The organism is Streptomyces echinatus (assembly GCF_014203595.1).
Lineage (GTDB): Bacteria > Actinomycetota > Actinomycetes > Streptomycetales > Streptomycetaceae > Streptomyces > Streptomyces echinatus.
In genome coordinates this window covers 276,416-296,115 of record NZ_JACHJK010000012.1, presented here as the reverse complement: position 1 = coordinate 296,115, position 19,700 = coordinate 276,416, and the positions used below count along the sequence as shown (strand labels likewise).

Annotated in this window: 20 protein-coding genes and 7 tRNA genes; 10 read left to right on the top strand and 17 right to left on the bottom strand. The window is 72.9% G+C overall.

Annotated elements, in window-relative coordinates:
- Nucleotides 1–9: 9 nt before the first annotated feature.
- From thrS to FHS34_RS30255, 3 genes are all read right to left on the bottom strand, one after another.
- Nucleotides 10–1,986 (bottom strand): threonine--tRNA ligase, encoded by a 1,977-nt coding sequence (gene thrS / locus FHS34_RS30265; protein WP_184971229.1) that lies wholly within the window; start codon nt 1,984–1,986, stop codon nt 10–12.
- Between the two features lie 99 nt (nt 1,987–2,085).
- Nucleotides 2,086–3,330, bottom strand: coding sequence for a hypothetical protein (locus FHS34_RS30260; protein ID WP_184971227.1), 1,245 nt, complete (start codon nt 3,328–3,330; stop codon nt 2,086–2,088).
- Entirely contained in the window at nt 3,327–3,893 is a 567-nt protein-coding gene (locus FHS34_RS30255) for a DUF4365 domain-containing protein (RefSeq protein ID WP_184971225.1), read from the bottom strand. The genes FHS34_RS30260 and FHS34_RS30255 overlap by 4 nt, the downstream gene beginning before the upstream one ends.
- A gap of 168 nt (nt 3,894–4,061) precedes the next feature.
- Between FHS34_RS30255 and FHS34_RS30250 the strand changes: the two genes are divergently transcribed.
- The gene (locus FHS34_RS30250) at nt 4,062–4,787 is read left to right on the top strand and encodes a 3'-5' exonuclease (protein ID WP_184971223.1); all 726 of its coding nucleotides are present in this window, start codon (nt 4,062–4,064) and stop codon (nt 4,785–4,787) included.
- Between the two features lie 53 nt (nt 4,788–4,840).
- Here FHS34_RS30250 and FHS34_RS30245 read toward each other — a convergent pair.
- The 4 genes from FHS34_RS30245 to FHS34_RS30230 all read right to left on the bottom strand — a co-directional run bounded on the left by FHS34_RS30245 (nt 4,841) and on the right by FHS34_RS30230 (nt 6,606).
- A tRNA-Val gene (locus FHS34_RS30245) sits at nt 4,841–4,912 on the bottom strand.
- 39 nt (nt 4,913–4,951) lie between these two features.
- Nucleotides 4,952–5,398 carry an SRPBCC family protein gene (locus FHS34_RS30240; protein WP_184971221.1) on the bottom strand — a complete coding sequence of 149 codons (447 nt, stop codon included), beginning with the start codon at nt 5,396–5,398 and terminating at the stop codon, nt 4,952–4,954.
- 587 nt (nt 5,399–5,985) lie between these two features.
- Nucleotides 5,986–6,057 (bottom strand) — tRNA-Val (locus FHS34_RS30235).
- 84 nt (nt 6,058–6,141) lie between these two features.
- Nucleotides 6,142–6,606 (bottom strand): TIGR02611 family protein, encoded by a 465-nt coding sequence (locus tag FHS34_RS30230; protein WP_184971219.1) that lies wholly within the window; start codon nt 6,604–6,606, stop codon nt 6,142–6,144.
- A gap of 191 nt (nt 6,607–6,797) precedes the next feature.
- Between FHS34_RS30230 and FHS34_RS30225 the strand changes: the two genes are divergently transcribed.
- Together FHS34_RS30225 and FHS34_RS30220 are read left to right on the top strand one after the other, a co-directional pair.
- Complete coding sequence (locus FHS34_RS30225; RefSeq protein WP_004002642.1) at nt 6,798–7,211, top strand: SsgA family sporulation/cell division regulator; 414 nt, start codon at nt 6,798–6,800, stop codon at nt 7,209–7,211.
- A 369-nt stretch (nt 7,212–7,580) separates the two neighbouring features.
- Nucleotides 7,581–8,141, top strand: a complete 561-nt coding sequence (locus tag FHS34_RS30220) for a CGNR zinc finger domain-containing protein (RefSeq protein WP_184971218.1) — start codon at nt 7,581–7,583, stop codon at nt 8,139–8,141.
- Between the two features lie 57 nt (nt 8,142–8,198).
- Here FHS34_RS30220 and FHS34_RS30215 read toward each other — a convergent pair whose 3' ends face one another.
- On the bottom strand, nt 8,199–8,351 hold the full coding sequence (locus FHS34_RS30215; protein WP_184971216.1) for a hypothetical protein: 153 nt from the start codon (nt 8,349–8,351) through the stop codon (nt 8,199–8,201).
- A 154-nt stretch (nt 8,352–8,505) separates the two neighbouring features.
- The gene (locus FHS34_RS30210) at nt 8,506–8,949 is read right to left on the bottom strand and encodes a hypothetical protein (RefSeq protein WP_184971214.1); all 444 of its coding nucleotides are present in this window, start codon (nt 8,947–8,949) and stop codon (nt 8,506–8,508) included.
- A gap of 186 nt (nt 8,950–9,135) precedes the next feature.
- Between FHS34_RS30210 and FHS34_RS30205 the strand changes: the two genes are divergently transcribed.
- Complete coding sequence (locus FHS34_RS30205) at nt 9,136–9,669, top strand: DsbA family protein (protein WP_184971212.1); 534 nt, start codon at nt 9,136–9,138, stop codon at nt 9,667–9,669.
- A 142-nt stretch (nt 9,670–9,811) separates the two neighbouring features.
- On the opposite strand, the gene FHS34_RS30200 is transcribed toward FHS34_RS30205, so the two are convergent.
- From FHS34_RS30200 to FHS34_RS30190, 3 genes are read right to left on the bottom strand one after another with little or no spacing between them, the layout of a single operon-like run.
- Nucleotides 9,812–10,636 (bottom strand): GNAT family N-acetyltransferase, encoded by an 825-nt coding sequence (locus tag FHS34_RS30200; RefSeq protein WP_184971210.1) that lies wholly within the window; start codon nt 10,634–10,636, stop codon nt 9,812–9,814.
- 51 nt (nt 10,637–10,687) lie between these two features.
- Nucleotides 10,688–11,509 (bottom strand): aminotransferase class IV, encoded by an 822-nt coding sequence (locus FHS34_RS30195; protein WP_184971208.1) that lies wholly within the window; start codon nt 11,507–11,509, stop codon nt 10,688–10,690.
- A complete protein-coding gene (locus tag FHS34_RS30190; protein WP_184971205.1) occupies nt 11,506–12,558 on the bottom strand; it encodes a chorismate-binding protein in 1,053 nt (350 codons plus the stop codon). The genes FHS34_RS30195 and FHS34_RS30190 overlap by 4 nt, the downstream gene beginning before the upstream one ends.
- A 178-nt stretch (nt 12,559–12,736) precedes the next feature.
- On the opposite strand from FHS34_RS30190, the gene FHS34_RS30185 reads away from it, so the two are divergent.
- The 5 genes from FHS34_RS30185 (at nt 12,737) to FHS34_RS30165 (ending at nt 13,207) form a co-directional block, all read left to right on the top strand.
- Nucleotides 12,737–12,809: transfer RNA gene (locus tag FHS34_RS30185), tRNA-Gly, on the top strand.
- Nucleotides 12,810–12,847: 38 nt separating this feature from the next.
- Nucleotides 12,848–12,921 (top strand) — tRNA-Cys (locus FHS34_RS30180).
- 1 nt (nt 12,922) lies between these two features.
- Nucleotides 12,923–12,994: transfer RNA gene (locus FHS34_RS30175), tRNA-Val, on the top strand.
- 40 nt (nt 12,995–13,034) lie between these two features.
- Nucleotides 13,035–13,106 (top strand) — tRNA-Val (locus FHS34_RS30170).
- 29 nt (nt 13,107–13,135) lie between these two features.
- Nucleotides 13,136–13,207 (top strand) — tRNA-Val (locus tag FHS34_RS30165).
- A 52-nt stretch (nt 13,208–13,259) separates the two neighbouring features.
- Here the strand turns inward: FHS34_RS30165 and FHS34_RS30160 are convergent.
- The 3 genes from FHS34_RS30160 to FHS34_RS30150 form a co-directional block, all read right to left on the bottom strand.
- Nucleotides 13,260–13,565 carry a TFIIB-type zinc ribbon-containing protein gene (locus FHS34_RS30160; RefSeq protein WP_184971203.1) on the bottom strand — a complete coding sequence of 102 codons (306 nt, stop codon included), beginning with the start codon at nt 13,563–13,565 and terminating at the stop codon, nt 13,260–13,262.
- Between the two features lie 80 nt (nt 13,566–13,645).
- Nucleotides 13,646–14,629: a phosphotransferase family protein gene (locus tag FHS34_RS30155; protein WP_184971201.1), complete on the bottom strand. Its 984-nt coding sequence runs from the start codon at nt 14,627–14,629 to the stop codon at nt 13,646–13,648.
- Between the two features lie 459 nt (nt 14,630–15,088).
- The gene (locus FHS34_RS30150; protein ID WP_184971199.1) at nt 15,089–15,265 is read right to left on the bottom strand and encodes a hypothetical protein; all 177 of its coding nucleotides are present in this window, start codon (nt 15,263–15,265) and stop codon (nt 15,089–15,091) included.
- Nucleotides 15,266–15,868: 603 nt separating this feature from the next.
- Here FHS34_RS30150 and FHS34_RS30145 point away from each other — a divergent pair.
- Nucleotides 15,869–17,314 carry a serine/threonine-protein kinase gene (locus FHS34_RS30145; protein WP_184971198.1) on the top strand — a complete coding sequence of 482 codons (1,446 nt, stop codon included), beginning with the start codon at nt 15,869–15,871 and terminating at the stop codon, nt 17,312–17,314.
- A gap of 168 nt (nt 17,315–17,482) precedes the next feature.
- Here the strand turns inward: FHS34_RS30145 and FHS34_RS30140 are convergent, their stop codons facing one another.
- Entirely contained in the window at nt 17,483–18,301 is an 819-nt protein-coding gene (locus FHS34_RS30140; protein WP_184971196.1) for a TrmH family RNA methyltransferase, read from the bottom strand.
- A gap of 74 nt (nt 18,302–18,375) precedes the next feature.
- Entirely contained in the window at nt 18,376–19,608 is a 1,233-nt protein-coding gene (cobA, locus tag FHS34_RS30135) for a uroporphyrinogen-III C-methyltransferase (RefSeq protein ID WP_184971194.1), read from the bottom strand.
- Between the last annotated feature and the right edge of the window lie 92 nt (nt 19,609–19,700).

The window sequence follows — 19,700 nt, the reverse complement described above, 5'->3', positions numbered from 1 at the left end:
GGCGCCGGATCAGACCTGCGCGCGCTCCTCCACGACCTTCGCGATCTTGGCGATGGCCTCGTCGAACGGGATGCCGTTCTCCTGCGAGCCGTCGCGGTAGCGGAAGGACACCGAGCCGTTCGACATGTCCTCGTCGCCGGCGATGACCATGAACGGGACCTTCTGCTTCTGCGCGTTCCGGATCTTCTTCTGCATGCGGTCCGAGGAGGAGTCCACCTCGACGCGCAGGCCCTTCTTCCTGGCCGCCGCCGCGAACTTCGCCAGGTAGTCCACGTGCGCGTCACCGATCGGGATGCCGATCGCCTGGACCGGGGCCAGCCACGCCGGGAAGGCGCCCGCGTAGTGCTCCAGGAGGACGGCGAAGAACCGCTCGATGGAGCCGAACAGCGCGCGGTGGATCATGACCGGGCGCTGCTTGGAGCCGTCCGGGCCGGTGTACTCCAGGTTGAAGCGCTCGGGCAGGTTGAAGTCGAGCTGGATGGTGGACATCTGCCAGGTCCGGCCGATGGCGTCCTTGGCCTGGACGGAGATCTTCGGGCCGTAGAAGGCGGCGCCGCCCGGGTCCGGGACGAGGGGCAGGCCCTGCTTCTCGGCGACCTGGCGCAGGGTCTCGGTCGCCTCCTCCCAGACCTCGTCGGAGCCGACGAACTTCTCCGGGTCCTTGGTGGACAGCTCCAGGTAGAAGTCGGTCAGGCCGTAGTCGCGCAGCAGGCCGAGGACGAAGGTGAGCGTCTTGTCCAGCTCCTCGGACATCTGCTCACGGGTGCAGTAGATGTGCGCGTCGTCCTGGGTGAAGCCGCGGGCCCGGGTCAGGCCGTGCACGACGCCCGACTTCTCGTACCGGTACACGGTCCCGAACTCGAAGAGGCGCAGCGGCAGTTCGCGGTACGAGCGGCCACGCGCGTCGAAGATCAGGTTGTGCATCGGGCAGTTCATGGGCTTGAGGTAGTAGTCCACGCCCTCGTCGAGCTGCATGGGCGGGTACATGCCCTCGGCGTACCAGTCCAGGTGCCCGGACGTCTCGAAGAGCTTCCCCTTCGTCGCGTGCGGGGTGTAGACGAACTCGTAGCCCTCTTCCTCGTGCCGGCGGCGCGAGTAGTCCTCCATCACGCGTCGGACGATGCCGCCCTTGGGGTGGAAGACGGCGAGGCCGGAGCCGATCTGCTCGGGGATGGAGAAGAGGTCGAGTTCGTTGCCCAGCTTGCGGTGGTCGCGCTTCTCGGCCTCGGCGAGGAAGTCGAGGTACGCCTTCAGCTCGTCCTTGGACGGCCAGGCGGTGCCGTAGATGCGCTGGAGCATCGGGTTCTTCTCGCTGCCGCGCCAGTAGGCGGCCGCGTTGCGCATCAGCTTGAACGCCGGGATGAGGCGGGTCGACGGCAGGTGGGGACCACGGCAGAGGTCCTTCCAGCACAGGTCGCCGGTCTTGGCGTCCAGGTTGTCGTAGATCGTCAGTTCGCCGGCGCCGACCTCGACGTCCGCGCCGTCGTCGTGGGAGGCCGAGCCCTTGAGGCCGATCAGCTCCAGCTTGTACGGCTCGTTCGCCAGTTCCTCGCGGGCGGCCTCGTCGGAGACCACGCGGCGGGCGAACTTCTGCCCGCGCTTCTGGATCTCCTGCATCTTCTTCTCGACGGCCTTGAGGTCCTCGGGCGTGAACGGCTTCTCGACGTCGAAGTCGTAGTAGAAACCGTCCTTGACGGGCGGACCGATGCCCAGCTTGGCCTCGGGGAACAGCTCCTGCACGGCCTGCGCCATGACGTGCGCGGTGGAGTGGCGCAGGATGTTCAGGCCGTCCTCGGACGAGATCTCGACACCCTCGACCTCGTCACCGTCGGACAGTGCGTGGCTGAGGTCCTTCAGCTCGCCGCCCACGCGCGCGGCGATGATCGAGCGCTCGCCCGCGAAGAGGTCGGCGGCCGTAGTGCCCGTCGTCACCACGCGTTCTTCCCGCTCGGAATCGCGTTGGATGATCACACGGACGTCTGACACCGGTCTCTCCTGACTGAAGGTGGGGTGCGGCGCCATACCAGGAGCGCGCGCACAGGCGATCGTACCGACCCGACGGCGCCGACCGCGAAACGGTCACCCTCAGGCGTCGTCCGCGTACGCTCCCGGCTCCCCCTCTCCGCAGGCCTCCTCGAAGAAGTCCAGGTTCTCCTGGAGCGCCTTCATCAGCCGGTCCCGCTCGGCCTCGTCCACCTGCACGGGTACGACCCCGGAGGCGCCGGTCAGCCGGCGGAAGCCGCCCCGGCGCTCCAGCCGCCCGTGGACGCGGACGGGCAGGCCGACGAGATGGGCGTGGCCGGCGATGCGGTAGTCCTCCTCGTCGAGGGTGACGCGCAGGTGCGGCACGTCGGCGCCGGCCAGGACGCGGAGCCGGACGGTGCCCTCGCCGCAGGGCCCGGAGCGGCGCATGCGGACGACGGCGCCGGTGACGCGGACCGGGACGGAGGGCTCGGCGCTCAAGTAGCGGGCGGCGGCCTCGCGGAGCGCGGGCAGGTCGCCGGGGGAGAACTCCACGGGTTCGGCGGAGGGCGCGCAGCCTTCCGGGACGAGGGTGCCGGGTGCCCAGGCGACGGCGACGCGGGCGCCCTCGGTGCCGTGCACGAGCGCGCCGAGCGCCTCGGTCAGCTCACGGCTGACGCCCGCTTCGACGGCGCCGTCGAAGGCGTCCATGCCGCCGGTGGCCCGCCGGTAGTCGATGGCCTCACGGGCGGCGTGCAGGGCCTGGTGGAGGCGGACGGCGAGGGGGCGGCCGGTGGTCACGGGCGCGAAGGCGGTGAGGGTACGGCCGTCGGTGGCGGGGCCGACGAGGACGTCCTCCAGGAGCGCGGCGGCGGGTCGGCGGTGACGGGCGCCGTAGTAGCCGGCCCGGGCGCGGGTGGCGAGCGCGGCGGCGAGCAGCATCTGCCGGGCGGCGCCGCGCAGCCGGTCGTCGGCGGTCCAGGGGGCGGCGCCGGCGGGTCCGCTCGGGGTGTCACGCCACCAGCGGATCTCGTCGCTGGGCACGGCGAGGGAGATCAGCACCTCGCGCGCGGAGGCGGTGTCGCTGCGGGCGAGGGCGTCGAGGGCCTCGCCGAGCAGGTCGTCGCTGTCGGGGAAGGCGCGGCTCTCGGGGACGAGCAGGCTGGTTCCGCCGCCGCCCGGGCCGGGCGGGGTCCAGCGGCCGTACCGCCCGGCCGCTCCCCCGCGCCGCTGCCAGCCGTGCCGGTGCAGCAGGGCGCCGAGCACGGCGGGGTCGACCTCGGCGGGCTCCGGGGGCCGATGCCAGGACAGGTCGTCGGGGTGCGGCCGGAGCAGCCGTACCGGTTCGTCGTGGGGACGGTTCCTCATGGCCTGCCTCCCGTCCCGACCCGCGTCATGATCTCGCACAGGGCCCGGTCGTCGAAGATGCGTGAGGTCGGTATCCGCACGGTGGTCCGGTGCCGGCCGGTGACGGGCCGGCCGGCCAGGTTGACCCAGTAACAGCAGTGCCTGAGGTCGAGCCGGTCGTGGCTGGCGCGCAGCCAGTCGTCCGGGGAGCGCGGCACGAGCATGACGACCAGGATCTTGTGCACCGAGACGGGCGTGCGGGCGAGTTTGCGCAGGTGGTCGTTGTCGAGGGTGAAGGAGAAGGAGGGGCCCGGGGGGTTCGGCGCGATCTGGTAGGTGGCCTTCAGCTGCACCTTGATGGTGACCTCGTCGTCGACGGTGTGTCCGGGCGCGCTGTGGCTGACGTGCCAGTCGATGCCGTTGTCCGGAAAGGGCTGGGACAGCGAGCAGCCGGCCGCGGCGGCGACCGCGTGCAGATAGCCGACCTGCAGTGTCTCCATGCAGGCGGTGGTGGCGAGTGTGCCGCGAAGGGTGCCCGCACGATCGGGCAGCAGCCCGCCCCGCTCGGGCTGCGCCATGGCCATGACCAACAGCCTTCCAAGCAATGAGTTTCCCCGCTGCGGGCCGCTGAACTGCAAAGACCCGTACTCCTGTTGTCTCCTCCCGGCGTACGGCGCAAACGGCCCGGGTATCACCAAACGGGCAGAAGACGGAACGTCACCTGCCGTGGGTGAACGAGGAGTTGGGTTGGGATGACGAACTGGTACGAGGGGCCGCTGGCCGCCTTCGACACGGAGACGACGGGCGTGGACGTCGAGACCGACCGGATCGTGTCGGCCGCCGTCGTCGTCCAGGACGCCCCGGGGACCCGGCCCCGGGTCGCCCGCTGGCTGGTCAACCCGGGGGTGCCGGTGCCGGAGTCGGCGACGGCGGTGCACGGGCTGACGGAGGAACACCTCCAGCGCAACGGGCGCTGGCCGGCCCCGGTGATGCACGAGATAGCCGAGCAGCTGGCCGAGCACGCGGCGCTCGGACGCCCGCTGGTCGTGATGAACGCGCCGTTCGATCTGACGCTGCTGGACCGGGAGTTGCGCCGGCACCGGGCGTCCTCGCTGGACCGCTGGTTCGAGTCGGTGCCGCTGCGGGTGCTGGACCCGCGGGTGCTCGACAAGCACCTGGACCGGTACCGCAAGGGCCGTCGCACGCTGACCGACCTGTGCGCGCACTACGGCGTGACGCTGGAGGGCGCCCATGACGCGGCGGCGGACGCGCTGGCCGCGCTGGATGTCGTGCGGGCCGTGGGCCGTCGTTTCGCGACCCGGCTGGAGCGCCTGTCCCCCGCCGAGTTGCACACGCTCCAGACGAACTGGCACGCGGCGCAGGCGCGCGGCCTCCAGGCGTGGTTCGCGCGCAGCGGCTCGGAGGAGACGGTCAGCACGGACTGGCCCCTGCGCCCGGAGCTGCCGGCCGCGGCGTGAGCCCGCACAGCACGCAGAAGGCCGGCCCGCTGCTGCGGACCGGCCTTTCCCGGTGGGCGATACTGGGTTCGAACCAGTGACCTCTTCGGTGTGAACGAAGCGCTCTCCCACTGAGCTAATCGCCCGGGAACGCACTGAACAATACAGGTCCGGGCGCCCTTCGTTCAAACCGCTCGCAGGTGGCGCAGCAGTCCGCGGCGCCCGGCCCGCATCATCAGGCGGTGATTGAGGCGGAAGAGGGGCCGTCCCGGTACGGCGAGCGGCCTGAGCAGCGGCTTGCGCACGTGGACCTCCTGGTCGTAGCGGGCGAGCGTGCCGGGGCCGCCGGGGAGGACCGTCCAGCGGGCCCAGCCGTCGATGTCGCCGGACAGGGTGACCTCCAGGACGCCGGCCGCCGGGTCCCGGCGGGTCTCCCGCACGGTGGACGTGAGGCCGTAGGGCAGCGCGGACCGGATCGTGATCACTCCGGTCTCGGCGTCGAGGCGGGTCACCGACCGCACCTGTGGCCACCACCGGGGGTAGTCCTCGGCCCGTTCCAGCGCCGTGTAGACCGCGGCGGGCGGAGCGGGCAGGAGCCACAGGCTGCGGAAGCGGTAGTGATTCCAGTCCATGGGCCGAGTGTGGCGCGATCCGGCGCATGCATCTGAGTACACGTACTCATGCACTCGTTCGTGACCCGGGTCACACTCGGCTCACGAGCGCCGCCGCCCGTGCGACGGCGCTCGCCCGGTCCCCGCCGGGCCGGCATCCGGTTCCCTCGGTGCTCGCGCAACTGATTACGCCTCAGATTTCCTGCCCGCACCCGAGGTTCGAGCTCCGGGGGAATTCCCCGCTTGTCGTACTTGCGAAGGAAAGTGACGGCGTTTTGGAAAACGTCCGGGGGATTTGCGCCGACACCTCAGGGCCCGGAACTTCCCCCGGAAGCTCCGATACATCTGGAAGTCGGTTTTGACCTTGATCTTCGGATATTTCTTCTCGAAGAGTGCGATGGTCCGGTTGATCTTCTCGGCCCGCCCCCCGGTGCCCCGCCATGAGGGGCCCGAGCGTGGCCGCCGAGGGTATGAATCGTTTCAAGCAAGCGCTCGCCGGCACGAGGTACGGAGGGGTCCTAGGGGGCCGTCGCCCGACACCGCGCCGCCGCGGGGTGCAAGAACGCCGACGGCCCACCTGCTGGTCGCAGGTGGGCCGTCGGTCCGGGTGGGCGATACTGGGTTCGAACCAGTGACCTCTTCGGTGTGAACGAAGCGCTCTCCCACTGAGCTAATCGCCCGGGCGCAGGAAGAACATTACCCCATGTCAGGGGGTGCCTCTGACCAGGGGCGGGGCGACGGCGCCGTCCCGCCGTCCGGCGGTGTCACTGGTCCTTGATCTTCCAGGGCATGACGAGGCCGAACTTCCACAGGTAGATCCCTACGAGCACGCCGATGATCACCAGCCCGATCGCGGTCAGGGTGATGTTGCGGCGGCGCACCCTGGGGTCGAGGGCCCGCTGGGCCGCCTCGGTGACCTTGCGTTTGGTCCAGCGGAGCGCGAGCTGGGCCCAGACGAACTCGGTCGCCCAGATCGCCATGCCCCCGAAGATCACCACCCAGCCGGGGCCGGGCAGCGGCAGCATGACGATCCCCGCGGCGACCACCGCGAGGCCGACCACGAAGACCCCGACCTGCCAGCTCAGATGCAGCAGCCGACGCGCCTTGACGAACTCCGGCGCCCGCGAACCGAGGCCGTGCTCGGCGTCCTGGCCGGCTTCCGGCCGGTCCGACCGCGTCTTGTCTGCTGCCACGGCGACCTCGCCCGCCTCGTCACTCCCCGTATTCATACAGACAAACCCTACCCGAGTGAATCCAGTCACTGAAATGGTCGTAGATCCGGTACGAGTTCTCGGCCGGAAGAGTTACGTAAACACACGCAAAACCCTCAGAGGGGTTTACAACGGCACCGTAGGTGGCATGTCGATTTCGCCGACGTGCGAATCCCCGAGCGCACACTGAGCGAAAGGCCCTGGCGCTTATGAACACCACGGTCAGCTGCGAGCTGCACCTGCGCCTCGTTGTGTCGAGCGAGTCCTCCCTGCCTGTCCCCGCAGGCCTGCGGTACGACACGGCCGACCCCTACGCCGTGCACGCCACCTTCCACACCGGAGCCGAGGAGACCGTCGAGTGGGTGTTCGCCCGCGACCTCCTCGCCGAGGGGCTGCACCGGCCCACCGGCACCGGCGACGTCCGCGTCTGGCCATCGCGCAGTCATGGCCAGGGCGTCGTGTGCATCGCCCTCAGTTCCCCGGAGGGGGAGGCGCTGCTCGAGGCCCCGGCGCGGGCCCTGGAGTCCTTCCTGAAGCGAACCGACGCCGCCGTGCCGCCCGGCACGGAGCACCGGCACTTCGATCTTGATCAGGAGCTCTCGCACATCCTGGCGGAGAGCTAGGCCGCGGCCGCGGCCCCTCGAAGCAGCCCGGCGCCGTCCACTCGGGGAGACGGCTCGGGCCAAGACAACCGCATACGGCATGGGCCGACGCCGTCACCGTGAGCATGCGCGGGGCGGCGTCGGCCTGTGCCCGCCGGCTTCGCTCCGCGCACGGCCGGCCGCGGCGCGTGTGCCGCCCGCGGCGGTCCGCCCACGGCCCGCCGGCCGCGTCCCGGCAGCGGGGTCCGGCGCCGCGGGAACCCCGCGAGGCACCGGGGCGTTCTACGGGCGAGCGAGGACGGGCAAGGACAGGTGCGGCCGGCACGGTTGTCGCTACCATCGGCCACCATCGACGGGCGCCCGCCCGACCCCCAGGCCAGGGAGCGTAACGTGCTGATCACCCACGACACCCGGTGTGCCCTCGACACCGTGGTGGATCTGGTGAACTCCGCGCCGGAGGACGACGCGGCGGCGGACGGACTGCCCGATGTCCGGGCTCTCGCGGAATTCGTACGGAACCACGAGATCAGCGATGTCGGCGTGCTGTCGGAGTTCGACCTCTCGGCGGTGCGCAGGGTCCGGGGCCGGTTCGCCTCGATCTTCGCGGCCCCGGACGCCCGGTCGGCCGCCATGATGATCAACGAGCTGGTCGCCGCGGCGGGCACGACACCCCGCCTCACGGACCACGACGGCTACGACTGGCATGTGCACTACTTCGCGCCGGGCGCCTCCGTGGCCGACCATCTCGCCGCCGACTGCGGGATGGCGCTGGCCTTCTTCGTGGTGGCCGGGGAGGAGGAGCGGCTGCGGCGCTGCGAGGCACCGGACTGCCGGCGCGCCTTCGTGGACCTCTCCCGCAACCGCTCGCGCCGCTACTGCGACAGCCGCACCTGCGGCAACCGGCTGCACGTCGCCGCCTACCGGGCCCGGCGCAAGGAGGCCACGGGCTGAGAGACGCGCTGTGGCGACGTCGGCCCCGGCGGGTGGCGCCGGGACGGACGCGTCGGCTCACAGCAACAGCAGGTCGTGCAGCGCAGCCGTGAGGAGCAGACACCCGATCACCGCTAGGAAGATCATCAGCGGTGGCTGGGAAAGGGCGAAGAGGCACCCGCGCGGCTCGTCCTTCGGCGGCGCGGCCTCGCTCTGTGTCGTGTCCAGCATCTCGCGGGAGATCATGGCGCACCCGGTGCCCCGCCCGCGATCACGCACAAGGATCTTGCGGGAGTGCGCCGAATACCGTGAGGTCTCGTTCGGCTGGTGAACGATTCCGGACGCCCGCGGACCCACTGTGTCGTTTCAGCGAGTCATGTGACTGTCATATGCCGTGCTTCTTGAGGATGGCCTCGATGTCGCTGAAGTCCTCCGACGAGCCGCCGGACCGGGGCTCCGCGCCGGGGCGTGCGGCGGGACGGGACGCCCCGCCCAGGGAGGGTGCGGAGGCCGCGGGTGCCACCGCGTCCCGCTCCGCCCGCCCGGCCGCCTTGCGACCGGCACCGGCACCTCCGCGCCGGCGTTCCGCGGCGCGCGTGCCGGCGAACAGGAGCCAGGCCGCGCCCAGCACTCCGAAGCCGGCCCAGGCGGTGGGGCTCAGCGCGGTGTCGGCGAGCCAGCCGACGATCCCGGTCATCACCAGACCGATCGGCACCAGCGAGTAGGCGGCGATGCGGGCCGCCGACAGGAAACGCTTGCGGTAGGCGGTGACCACCGCGATACCCAGGCCCGCCGCGGACACGGCGGAGCAGACTGTCTCGGCGATCATCCGGTCCTCCTGGCGGCTCGGTCGGTCGCTTCCATCGTGCACCTTCGGATCCCCGTGAGGCCACGCTCGCACCCGACTTCAGGGACATCTCCGGGTCGGCTCCTCCTCGGGTGCCGGTGCCGGGACGGCAGCGCGGGCCGCGGTCCCGATTGGGTCGCCCGCGCCCGGCCTGGAAGACTGGAGGGCATGAGCGACTCCTCCCCCGCACGCACCGACGCCCCCGTCCTAGACGTCTGGTGCGAGCTGCAGTGCCCCGACTGCCGTACCGCCCTGGACGACGTCCGCGCCCTGCGCGCCCGCTACGGCGACCGGCTGGAGCTGCGGCTGCGGCACTTCCCGCTGGAGAAGCACAAGCACGCCTTCGCCGCCGCCCAGGCCGCCGAGGAGGCGCTGGAGCAGGGCAAGGGGTGGGAGTACGTGGAGGCCGTGCTGGAGCGGGTGGCCGAGCTGGACGGTCGGGGAGAACCCCTCCTGGTCGAGGTCGCCGGGGAACTCGGCCTGGACGCCGAGGAGTTCGACACCGCGCTGATCGACGGCCGGCACATCCTGGTCGTCGACGCCGATCAGGCCGAGGGCAAGGCGATCGGTGTGACCGGCACCCCTACGTACGTCATCGGCGGCGAACGCCTCGACGGCGGCAAGAGCCAGGAGGGGCTGCGCGAGCGCATCGAGGAGATCGCGGACCGGCTGCTCGCCGACCGGTCCGGCCAGGGGGCCTGAGGACCGGACCCTTCAGGGGTTCCCGGACCCGGCGGCGCCCGCTCCGGACCCGGCTCCGGCTACGACTCCGGAGGCGCCTCCCCGTACCGGCACCGGCGGCCGCACCCCCGCCGGCCGCGTCACGGGCCCGTCCGGCCGGCGCTCAGAGCAGAGGCTTGCTCAGGGAGTGGGTCACCGTTTCGTAGCCGAGTGACGTGTACAGACGCTCGGCCGGGGTGTTGCCCGCGAACACGTTGAGCCCGAGGACCGGCCGGGCGGCCTCGATCGCCTGGCGCTCCGCCAGCAGCATGAGCGTACGGCCGTGCCCCCGGCCGCGGTGGGCCTCGTCGGTCGCCACGTCGAACACGTACGCCCTGGCCTCCTCCAGCGCCACCCACAGGGTGCCCACCGGGCCGCCCGCCTGCTCCAGCACGCTGAAGAGCATGCCGTCGGTGGCGAGCCCGTGCGGCAGCAGCCGGGCGTGGTCGTCGCGGGCCTTGGCGCGGGCCGCGGCCTCGGGGATGCCCCGGTCGATCCACGTGCGCGCGTACCGCTCGCTCTCCGCCTCGTGCCACGCGTCGAACTCGGCCCCGGTCATGGGCCGCGCGTGAGCGTCCGGCGGCAGCTCGGGCGGAGTGCCGCCGAGGCGCTTCTCCATGCCGCGGTTGCGCACGGTGTAGCCGAGGGTGCCGAACAGGCGCAGCGCGGCGTCCGCCGCGACGGGCACCACCGTCTCCACCAGAACGCAGCCCCAGCCGCGGGCCACCTCCTCGGCGGCGAGCGCCGCGACGGTGCCCCGGCCGCGCCTCCGGTCGGGCTCGGCGATCCGCAGGTCGACGATGCGGGCCACCGAGGCGCCGAGGTTCGGCGAGGTGCCGAGGTGGATCTCACCGACGGGACGGCTGTTGACGCACACCGCGAAGCGCCGGGAGCGGGTCCCGTCGGGGTGCTGCTGGAGCGGCTCGGCCGGCCGCAGGGTCGTGGTCATCACAGGTGTTCTACCCGCGACGCCCCCTCGCGTCAGCCCGTTTTACGGGGCTCAGGGGTCCAGGTCGCGCCCGGCGTGCTCGTCGAAGATCCGCATGGCCTTGGCGGTCACCGGGCCGGGAGTGCCGGGCAGTTCACGGCCGTCGACGCGGTGCACGGCCTGTACGTCCCGCAGGGTCGAGGTCAGGAACACCTCGTCGGCCCGGTCCAGGACGTCCAGCGGCAGGTCGGTCTCCTTGGCGCCCGTCCACTCGGCCGTCAGGGCGCGGGTGATGCCGGGCAGGCAGCCGGAGGCGACCGGCGGAGTGTGGATCTCGCCGTCCAGGACGACGAAGACGTTCGAGCCGGTGCCCTCGCAGAGCTGCCCGACGGTGTTGCCGAACAGCGCTTCGGAGGCTCCGTGTTGGTGGGCACGGGCCAGGGCCACGACGTTCTCGGCGTAGGAGGTGGTCTTCAGGCCGGTGAGGGCACCCCGCTCGTTGCGGGTCCAGGGGACGGTCACCACCGAGGTGGTGTCCGGGCGGCGGCTGGTCGCGCCCACGGCGACGACCAGGGTCGGGCCGTGATCACCCCGGTCGGAGCCGAGCGGGCCGTGGCCGCCGGTGTAGGTGATCCGCAGTCGGCCGAGCGGCATCGGGTTGGCCTCCAGCACGGCCGTGCAGGCGCGGCGCACCTCGTCGTGGTCGGGCTCGGGCAGGCCGAGGCCGTGGGCCGAGCGGGTCAGCCGGTCGAGGTGCCGGGTGAGCGCGAACGGCCTGCCGTCCACGGCCTTCACCGTCTCGAAGACGCCGTCGCCGACCGTCAGCCCGTGATCGAAGACGGAGACCAGGGCCGAGTCCGGTTCCCGCAGCCCGCCGTCCAGCCAGATCCTCATGTGAGCGCCCCTTCGGTCTCCTCGTACGTCCCCGACGCTATCGCGAGCAGCCGGGACGCCTTCAGCTCGGTCTCCCGCCACTCCCCCTCCGGGTCGGATCCCCAGGTGATGCCCGCACCGGTGCCGAAGCGCAGGGTCGCCCCGCCCTCGGCGGACCGGTCGATCCAGAAGGTGCGGATGCCCACGGCCAGCTCGGCGGTGCCCCGGTCGGCGTCCACCCAGCCGATGCCGCCGCAGTAGGGGCCGCGCGGTGCCGTCTCCAGCGCCTCGATGATCCGCAAGGCGCTCGACTTGGGGGCGCCCGTGACCGAGCCGGGCGGGAAGGCCGCGGCCAGCAGCTCCGGCCAGCCGGCCCCCTCGCACAGCTCGCCGCGCACGGTGGAGACGAGGTGGACGAGCCCCGGGTGCTTCTCCACGGCGCACAGGTCGGGGACGCTCACGCTGCCGGTCGCGCAGACCCGTCCGATGTCGTTGCGGACCAGGTCCACGATCATCACGTTCTCGGCGTAGTCCTTCTGCAGGAGGTCCGCCTCGGTGCGCCCGGTGCCCTTGATGGGGCCGGACTCGACCGTGCGGCCGTCCCGGCGCAGGAACAGCTCGGGCGAGGCGGTGGCGATCTCCACGCCGTGCTCCGGCAGCCGGATCGTCCCCGCGTACGGCGCCGGGTTGCCGCGGGCCAGCAGGGCGGTCAGGGCGTCCACGTCGGCGCCGGGGGCGACGGGCGCGCCGAGCACCCGGCAGAGGTTGGCCTGGTAGACCTCGCCGGCCGCGATGTGCTCACGGATGCGGCGGACGGCCGCCGTGTAGGCGGCGCGGTCCAGGGAGGAGGACCAGTCCCCCGGCTCCGGGCCCCGCCAGCCGCCGGGCACCGGCGCAGGCACCGGTTCCTTCCGTACGTCGGCGAAGCGGGCGCAGGTCAGCCGGCCCTCGAAGTCCGCGCAGACGGCCCAGAAGCCGGTGGAGTCCAGGGCCGCCGGATCGCTGGTGACGTCGAGGAGGCCGGTGGCGACGCGGTCACCGAAGCGGGCGAGAGGAGGGTGGTGGAGCACATGGCCGAGTCTAGGTCGGGTGTCCGAGAGGTGGCTCCGGGATGTCCCCGAGGGGGCCCTGACCACCGGGTCCCCCGGACGCACCGCAGCACGCTGCGCAAACGCGTTTTTGTACTGGCCCGGGAATCCGCTAGAGTTCAACACGTCGCCGGGACGCGGAAGCGGAACGAAACGACAAGCGGACGTAGCTCAGTTGGTAGAGCGCAACCTTGCCAAGGTTGAGGTCGCGAGTTCGAGCCTCGTCGTCCGCTCGAAGGAAGAAGGGGTCATCCCGATCCCCTACACTCCTGGTGGAGTGGCCGAGAGGCGAGGCAACGGCCTGCAAAGCCGTCTACACGGGTTCAAATCCCGTCTCCACCTCCAAGGACGATTAGCTCAGCGGGAGAGCGCTTCCCTGACACGGAAGAGGTCACTGGTTCAATCCCAGTATCGTCCACTGGATCCTCGGATCCTGGATCTTCTCGAAGATCCCACCCGCGCGATTAGCTCAGCGGGAGAGCGCTTCCCTGACACGGAAGAGGTCACTGGTTCAATCCCAGTATCGCGCACTGCCTGTGACGCAGCGGTCACAGCCCGCGGACGATTAGCTCAGCGGGAGAGCGCTTCCCTGACACGGAAGAGGTCACTGGTTCAATCCCAGTATCGTCCACACAGCAAGAAGCCCCCGGCCGTCTCGAACGGCCGGGGGCTTCTTCGTGTGCTCAGCTGGAGAAGAGCATGTGGCCGAAGCTCTTGTGGCGCTGGTGGCCGTAGTGACCGTGACCGCCGTGGCCGCCGTGGCCGCCGCCGTGCGGGGCACCCCAGGCGGGCGCGGCCGGGGCCGCGGGGTAGGCCTGCGGGGCGGCGGGCGGGGGCGGGGCCGGCTGCGACCACTGGGACTCCAGGCGGGTCAGCGCCTCCAGCTCGCCGTAGTCGAGGAAGATGCCGCGGCAACCGCTGCACTGCTCGATCTGGACGCCGTTGCGGTTGTAGGTGTGCATCGGCGCATGGCACTTCGGACACTGCATGCTCGGCTCAACTCCTCGCCGGTCGGTACTGCTTCGTGTTTCCCCAGGACAGACTCCGTCCGGCCCCGGGCGGTTGCAGCCTAGTCCGGGATTCCGGGCGCCCGCCGAGGGGGGAGGGCGGGCATGCGCGCGCAGGCGTCGGCCACGGCCTGCTCCACCTCGTCCAGCGGGCGGGCGGCGGCGAGGGCCTTGGTGACCGCGAGGGCGGCCGTCTGCACGGTGAGCGCGCGGGCCGGGACGTCCAGGGCGGGCCAGGGGTCGCCGTCCGGGGGGACGGCCGGGCCCCCGGCCCGCCGGTAGGCGGTCAGGAATCGGGTCCACTCGTCGGGCGGGAGGAGTCCGCAGGCGTACCAGGCGGCGGGGCGGGCGAGGTCCCAGGCCGGCACACCGGCTCCGAGGTCGTCGACGTCGATCAGCTTCCACGGTCCGTCCGGGGCCGGGTGCCGCACGAGCTGGCCGAGGTGCAGATCGCCGTGGCAGAGGGCGGCCGGGCCGGGCATGGGGGCGGCGGCCCCGGCCCAGCCGGGGAGGGCGGCCCAGGCCGCCAGGACGGGACCGGCGGCCGCGCGGGCCGGCGCGTGGGGTGTGGCGCGCAGTGCCGAGCGGAGCCGGTCGACCGCGCGGGCGGCCTTGGCGGGGCCGCGCATCGGGGGGAGGCCCGGCGGCACGGGGGCCCGGTGCAGCCGGGCGAGGAGGGTGGCGGCGGACTCCCAGGGGGCGGCGTCGGGGTCGTCCGGGTCCACGGGGGCGCCGTACGGCCAGAAGGTCACCAGACGGTCGCGCAGCGGCACCGGGGCGGGAGCGAGCGGAGCCAGGAGCACGTCGGGGAGGCGGGCGGCCACGCGGACACGGAGGGCCAGGGCGGTGGGGTCGGCGTCCGGGGCGTGGGCCTTGGCGACGGTGCCGGCGTGCCGGACGACGGTGGCGTCGGGGCGGTCCGCGAGGGGGGCGTCGGCGCAGGCACAGGGGCCGGTGGGGGCGTGGGGGTGAGCGGTGGCCCTGGCCCGGGCGGTCAGGGCGGATATGAGGGTGGTTCCTGGGCGGGTGTCTGCGTCTGCGGTCAAGGCTGCCTCGGGCGGGGTCGGCTGATGGGCCGAGGGTACTGGGGCGGCCGGCGGGGTCGGACCGGTCGCCGGCGCCGGCGGGGTGCCGGGCCGGGGTCCGGCGCCGCCGTGTCCGGCACCGTCGCGCGCGTCCGGGTGGAGCGACCGCGGCTCCTCAGGGGCGCGCGGCACCGCGCGAGCGCCCGCGCCGCGCCTGCCCGCGCCACGGCCCCCACCCTCCCGCGGGCCCGCCGCGGCTCCGGGCCCGGCCCACGCCACCTGCGCGCGGGGGCGAGCGACGGTCCTCGCGGCCCTTGCGCACGGTGCCACCGGCTCGCCGTTCGAGGCCCGAAACGGCCAATGCCGGCGCAGCTCCCCAGCTGCGCCGGCATATTTGCCGTCCGTCGCACCCCCGTCCCCACGGGGTTTCATGGATAGATGTCCCCGCCCGGACCGCTCTTCCGGGCCTGGGGTCGCCGCTCAGCGCCCCAGCATCGCACCCACGGACGACGCCTGTGTGGCCACCGTCTCCCACCCGTCGAACACGAGCAGGAGCAGGGCCGCCAGGGGAAGGGCCATGACCGTCGCCACCAAGGGGTGGCGGCGGCCCGTCCGGCGGGGGGCGAACGCGGTGCGTCGCGGTGCCGTGTGGGCCATGGTCCCTCTCCTGACCGTTTCGGTTGTTGTCGACAGCGGCGGGTACCTGACCTCGGGGGACGAGTGCTGCACCCGCCGCTTGACCTCAAATCTAGGCGCGCGGCGCGCGCGGGACGTCATGCCTTCGTACCGATTGCCGGGCCTCCCGGAGGATGAGCCATGACCTGGGGACTACTCCCCTGGGTGGAGACGCGCGCCCGGGTCTCGGGGTCTTCCCTGAGGTGCCGCCCGCTCTGTCCGGTCATTTCCGAAGCGTCCTGCGGGCCGGACGGAGTGACTTCGATCACTGCCGACGGCCTCCGGAGAGGGCCCGGAGGCGGCCCGGGGGCCGGGGCGCGCCCGGACCCGCGGGCCGTCGGCGACCGCCGGCCGGCGGACGTACCGACCCCTGCGCCGGGTCATCGCGGAGGCCCAACCTCCCTGCTTTGTCGACGCGTTGTCCGCGCCGTCCACACAAAGTCGCCCTGAGGCACGGCTTCCTGACCGAGTTTCAACTCCCCCGGACGGCCCGCACAATCCGTCCGGCCGAGAGGGCGCGGCCTCTGCGCGCAGGCGGCCGTGGAAACGTAAGCTGTGCCACGTCACAGGGACCGGGCAGCGGGGATGAACATGGCGATGATGCGCCTGAGGCGCGAGGACCCGCGCGTCGTCGGCTCGTTCAGGCTTCACCGACGGCTCGGCGCGGGCGGGATGGGCGTGGTCTACCTCGGCTCCGACAAGAAGGGTCAGCGGGTCGCGCTGAAGGTGATCCGGCCCGACCTGGCGGAGGACCAGGAGTTCCGGTCGCGGTTCGCGCGCGAGGTGTCCGCGGCCCGGCGGATCCGGGGCGGGTGCACGGCCCGGCTGGTCGCCGCCGACCTGGAGGCCGAGCGGCCCTGGTTCGCCACCCAGTACGTGCCCGGCCCCTCCCTGCACGACAAGGTCGCCGACGAGGGCGCTCTCGGGGCGGCGGACACGGCGGCGGTCGGCGCGGCCCTGTCCGAGGGGCTGGTCGCCGTGCACGAGGCGGGTGTCGTGCACCGGGACCTGAAGCCCTCCAACATCCTGCTGTCCCCCAAGGGGCCGCGGATCATCGACTTCGGCATCGCCTGGGCCACCGGCGCCTCCACGCTCACCCATGTGGGCACCGCGGTCGGCTCCCCCGGCTTCCTCGCCCCCGAGCAGGTGCGCGGCGCGGCGGTCACGCCGGCCACCGACGTCTTCTCCCTGGGCGCGACCCTGGCGTACGCCTCGACCGGCGACTCGCCCTTCGGGCACGGCAGTTCCGAGGTGATGCTGTACCGGGTGGTGCACGAGGAGCCGCAGCTGTCCGGGGTGCCGGACGCGCTCGCCCCGCTGATCCGGGCCTGCCTGGCGAAGCACCCCGAGGAGCGGCCCAGCACGCTGCAGCTGTCGCTGCGGCTCAAGGAGATCGCCGCCCGGGAGGCGCAGGGCCTGGACGGCGTACGGCCGCCCGCGCCACGCGCCGCCGAGGCGGACCGGCCCACCGGCCGGCTCGTCGACACCTACCCCGAGCAGCAGCGCACCCAGCGGCGTACCGCCCCCGGTACGCCGCTGCCGCGCGGGGGCACGCCGCCGCGGGGCGGGGTGTCGTCCAGGGGCGGGGTCTCCGCGCGCGGTGACATGGCGTCCCGTGGTGGCGCGCCCTCACGCGGCGGCAGCGGTGCGCGCGGCGGCGGCGCCTCCTCCCGGGCGGGTACGGCCCGTCCCACTCCGGTGCCCCGCGTCGGCGGCCCGCGTTCCGGCGGCGGCCGGCCCGCGCCGCGCGGTGGTTCCGGCCGGGCGGGGCGGCGGCCGGCGCTGTTCGGGCTGCGGCCGGCCAATCCGCGGCTGCTGCGGCAGCGGCTGTTCGTGTTCGTGGTGGTGACGCTGCTGGTGGCGCTCGGGATCGCGGTGGCCCAGGGCTGCCAGGGCCCGGCGCGCGGACTCGGCGACGACGGCGGAGGCCGGCGGCCGCGGCACACGCAGCCGGGCTATCCGACGCCGGGTGACAGCACGTTCCCGTCGGGCCGGCGCCCGTCGGTGCTGAGCCACGACGCCGGCAACTGAGCACACCGGCTCCGGGGCGGTCCCGGCAGGCGAGCCGGGCCCTGCCTCGCCCAGGACTTCGTAAAGCACAAACGTGCTCCCCTGCCCGGCCGGGGCTCCGGGACGCGAGAACGGGCCGGGCCCCGCCCGGTCACGGCTCCGGGAAACGGCGAGTCCCGGCCCGCTCGGTCAGGCCCCCGGGCGGCCCGTCGCCACCGCGTAGAACGCGACCGCGGCGGCCGCTCCCACGTTGAGCGAGTCGACGCCGTGGGACATCGGGATGCGTACCCACTCGTCGGCGGCGACCAGGGCCTGGGTGGACAGCCCGTCGCCCTCCGCGCCGAGCATCAGCGCCACCCGCTCCATCCGGTGCGGGGCGGCCTCGTCCAGGGTGCTGGCCTTGTCGTCCGGGGTGAGCGCGAGCAGGGTGAAACCCGCCTCGCGGACCGAGTCGAGATCCCGCGGCCAGCTCTCCAGACGGGCGTACGGCACCGAGAAGACCGCCCCCATGGAGACCTTGACGCTCCGCCGGTACAGCGGGTCGGCGCAGTCGGGCGACAGCAGCACCGCGTCCATGCCGAGGGCCGCCGCCGAGCGGAAGATCGCGCCGATGTTGGTGTGGTCGTTCACCGACTCCATGACCACCACCCGGCAGGCGGAGCGGAGCAGCTCGCCTGCCGTCGGCAGCGGCTTGCGCTGCATGGACGCGAGGGCACCGCGGTGCACGTGGTAACCGGTGACGCGTTCGGCGAGTTCCGGGCTGACGGCGTACACCGGGGCCGGGAGTTCGTCGATGACGTCGCGCATGACGTCGACCCACTTGGCCGAGAGCAGCATCGACCGCATCTCGTAGCCGGCTTCCTTGGCTCTGCGGATGACCTTCTCGCCCTCCGCGATGAACAGGCCTTCGGCGGGCTCCCGCTTGCGGCGCAGCTCGACGTCGGTCAGGCCTGTGTAGTCGGAGAGGCGCGGGTCGTCGGGATCCTCGACGGTGATGAGATCGGCCACAGGGTGATACTGCCTTGTCCTGGGTGTGGTGCCAACGGCTCGGAAGGGGTTGCGTTACCCCGGGTTACGCGTGATCAAGCGGCGGGCTCCGGCCCGACCCGCACGACCTCGCCGATGACGATGACCGCCGGGGGCTTCACGTCCTCGGTCCGTACCGTCTCGGCGACCGTGGCCAGGGTGGCGTCCACCCGGCGCTGGGCGGCCGTCGTCCCCTCCTGGATCAGGGCGACCGGGGTGTCTGGGGACCTGCCGTGCGCGACCAGCGTCTCCGCGATCTTCCCGATCTTGTCGACGCCCATCAGGACGACCAGCGTGCCGGTGAGCTTGGCCAGCGCGGGCCAGTCGACCAGGGACCGTTCGTCGTCGGGCGCCACATGGCCGCTGACCACGGTGAACTCGTGGGCGACCCCGCGGTGCGTGACCGGGATGCCCGCCGCGCCCGGCACCGAGATCGAGCTGGAGATGCCGGGGACCACCGTGCACGGGATGCCGGCCTCGGTGAGCGCCTGGACCTCCTCCATGCCGCGGCCGAAGACGAACGGGTCGCCTCCCTTGAGCCGGACGACCGCCTTGCCCTGCCCGGCGTGCTCGATGAGCGCGTTGTTGATGGCCTCCTGGGCCATGTAGCGGCCGTAGGGGATCTTCGCCGCGTCGATCACCTCGACGTGCGGCGGGAGTTCGGCGAGCAGGTCGCGCGGGCCGAGGCGGTCGGCGATGACGACGTCCGCCTCGGCGAGGAGGCGCCGGCCGCGGACCGTGATCAGGTCGGGGTCGCCGGGGCCGCCGCCGACCAGCCAGACGCCGGGCGTGCGGGTGCGGTGGTGCGGGGCGACGAGGGTGCCGTCGCGCAGGCCCTCCACGACCGCGTCCCGGATGGCCGCGGTGTGGCGGGGGTCGCGGCCGCGCGCGTCCGTGGTGAGCACGGCGACGGTGACGCCCTCGCTGTGGCCGGTCGCCGGGGTCCACGCCGTCGCCCGGTCGGCGTCGTCGGAGCGGACGCACCAGACGCGGTGCCGCTCGGCCTCGGCGGAGGCCCGCGTGTTGGCCTCGGGGTCACTGGTGGCGATGAGGGCGTACCAGGCGTCGGCGAGGTCGCCGTCCTCGTACCCCCGCCTCGCCCAGGTGATCTCGCCCGCGTCCGCCATGGCCTCGACGGAAGGAGTCGCTCCGGGGGAGACGAGCAGGATGTCCGCACCCGCGGCGATGAGCGCCGGCAGACGCCGCTGGGCCACCTGGCCGCCACCGAGGACGACCACGCGGCGGCCGGCGAGGCGGAGACCTACGGGATAGGCGGGGTGTTCGGCCATGAGGTACGGCTCCTCGTGCAGCTGTGAGATGGGCGCGCTGCACCTTCGGAGCGGCCCTGACGTGCGGATTTTATGCCGTGGACACGGCACAC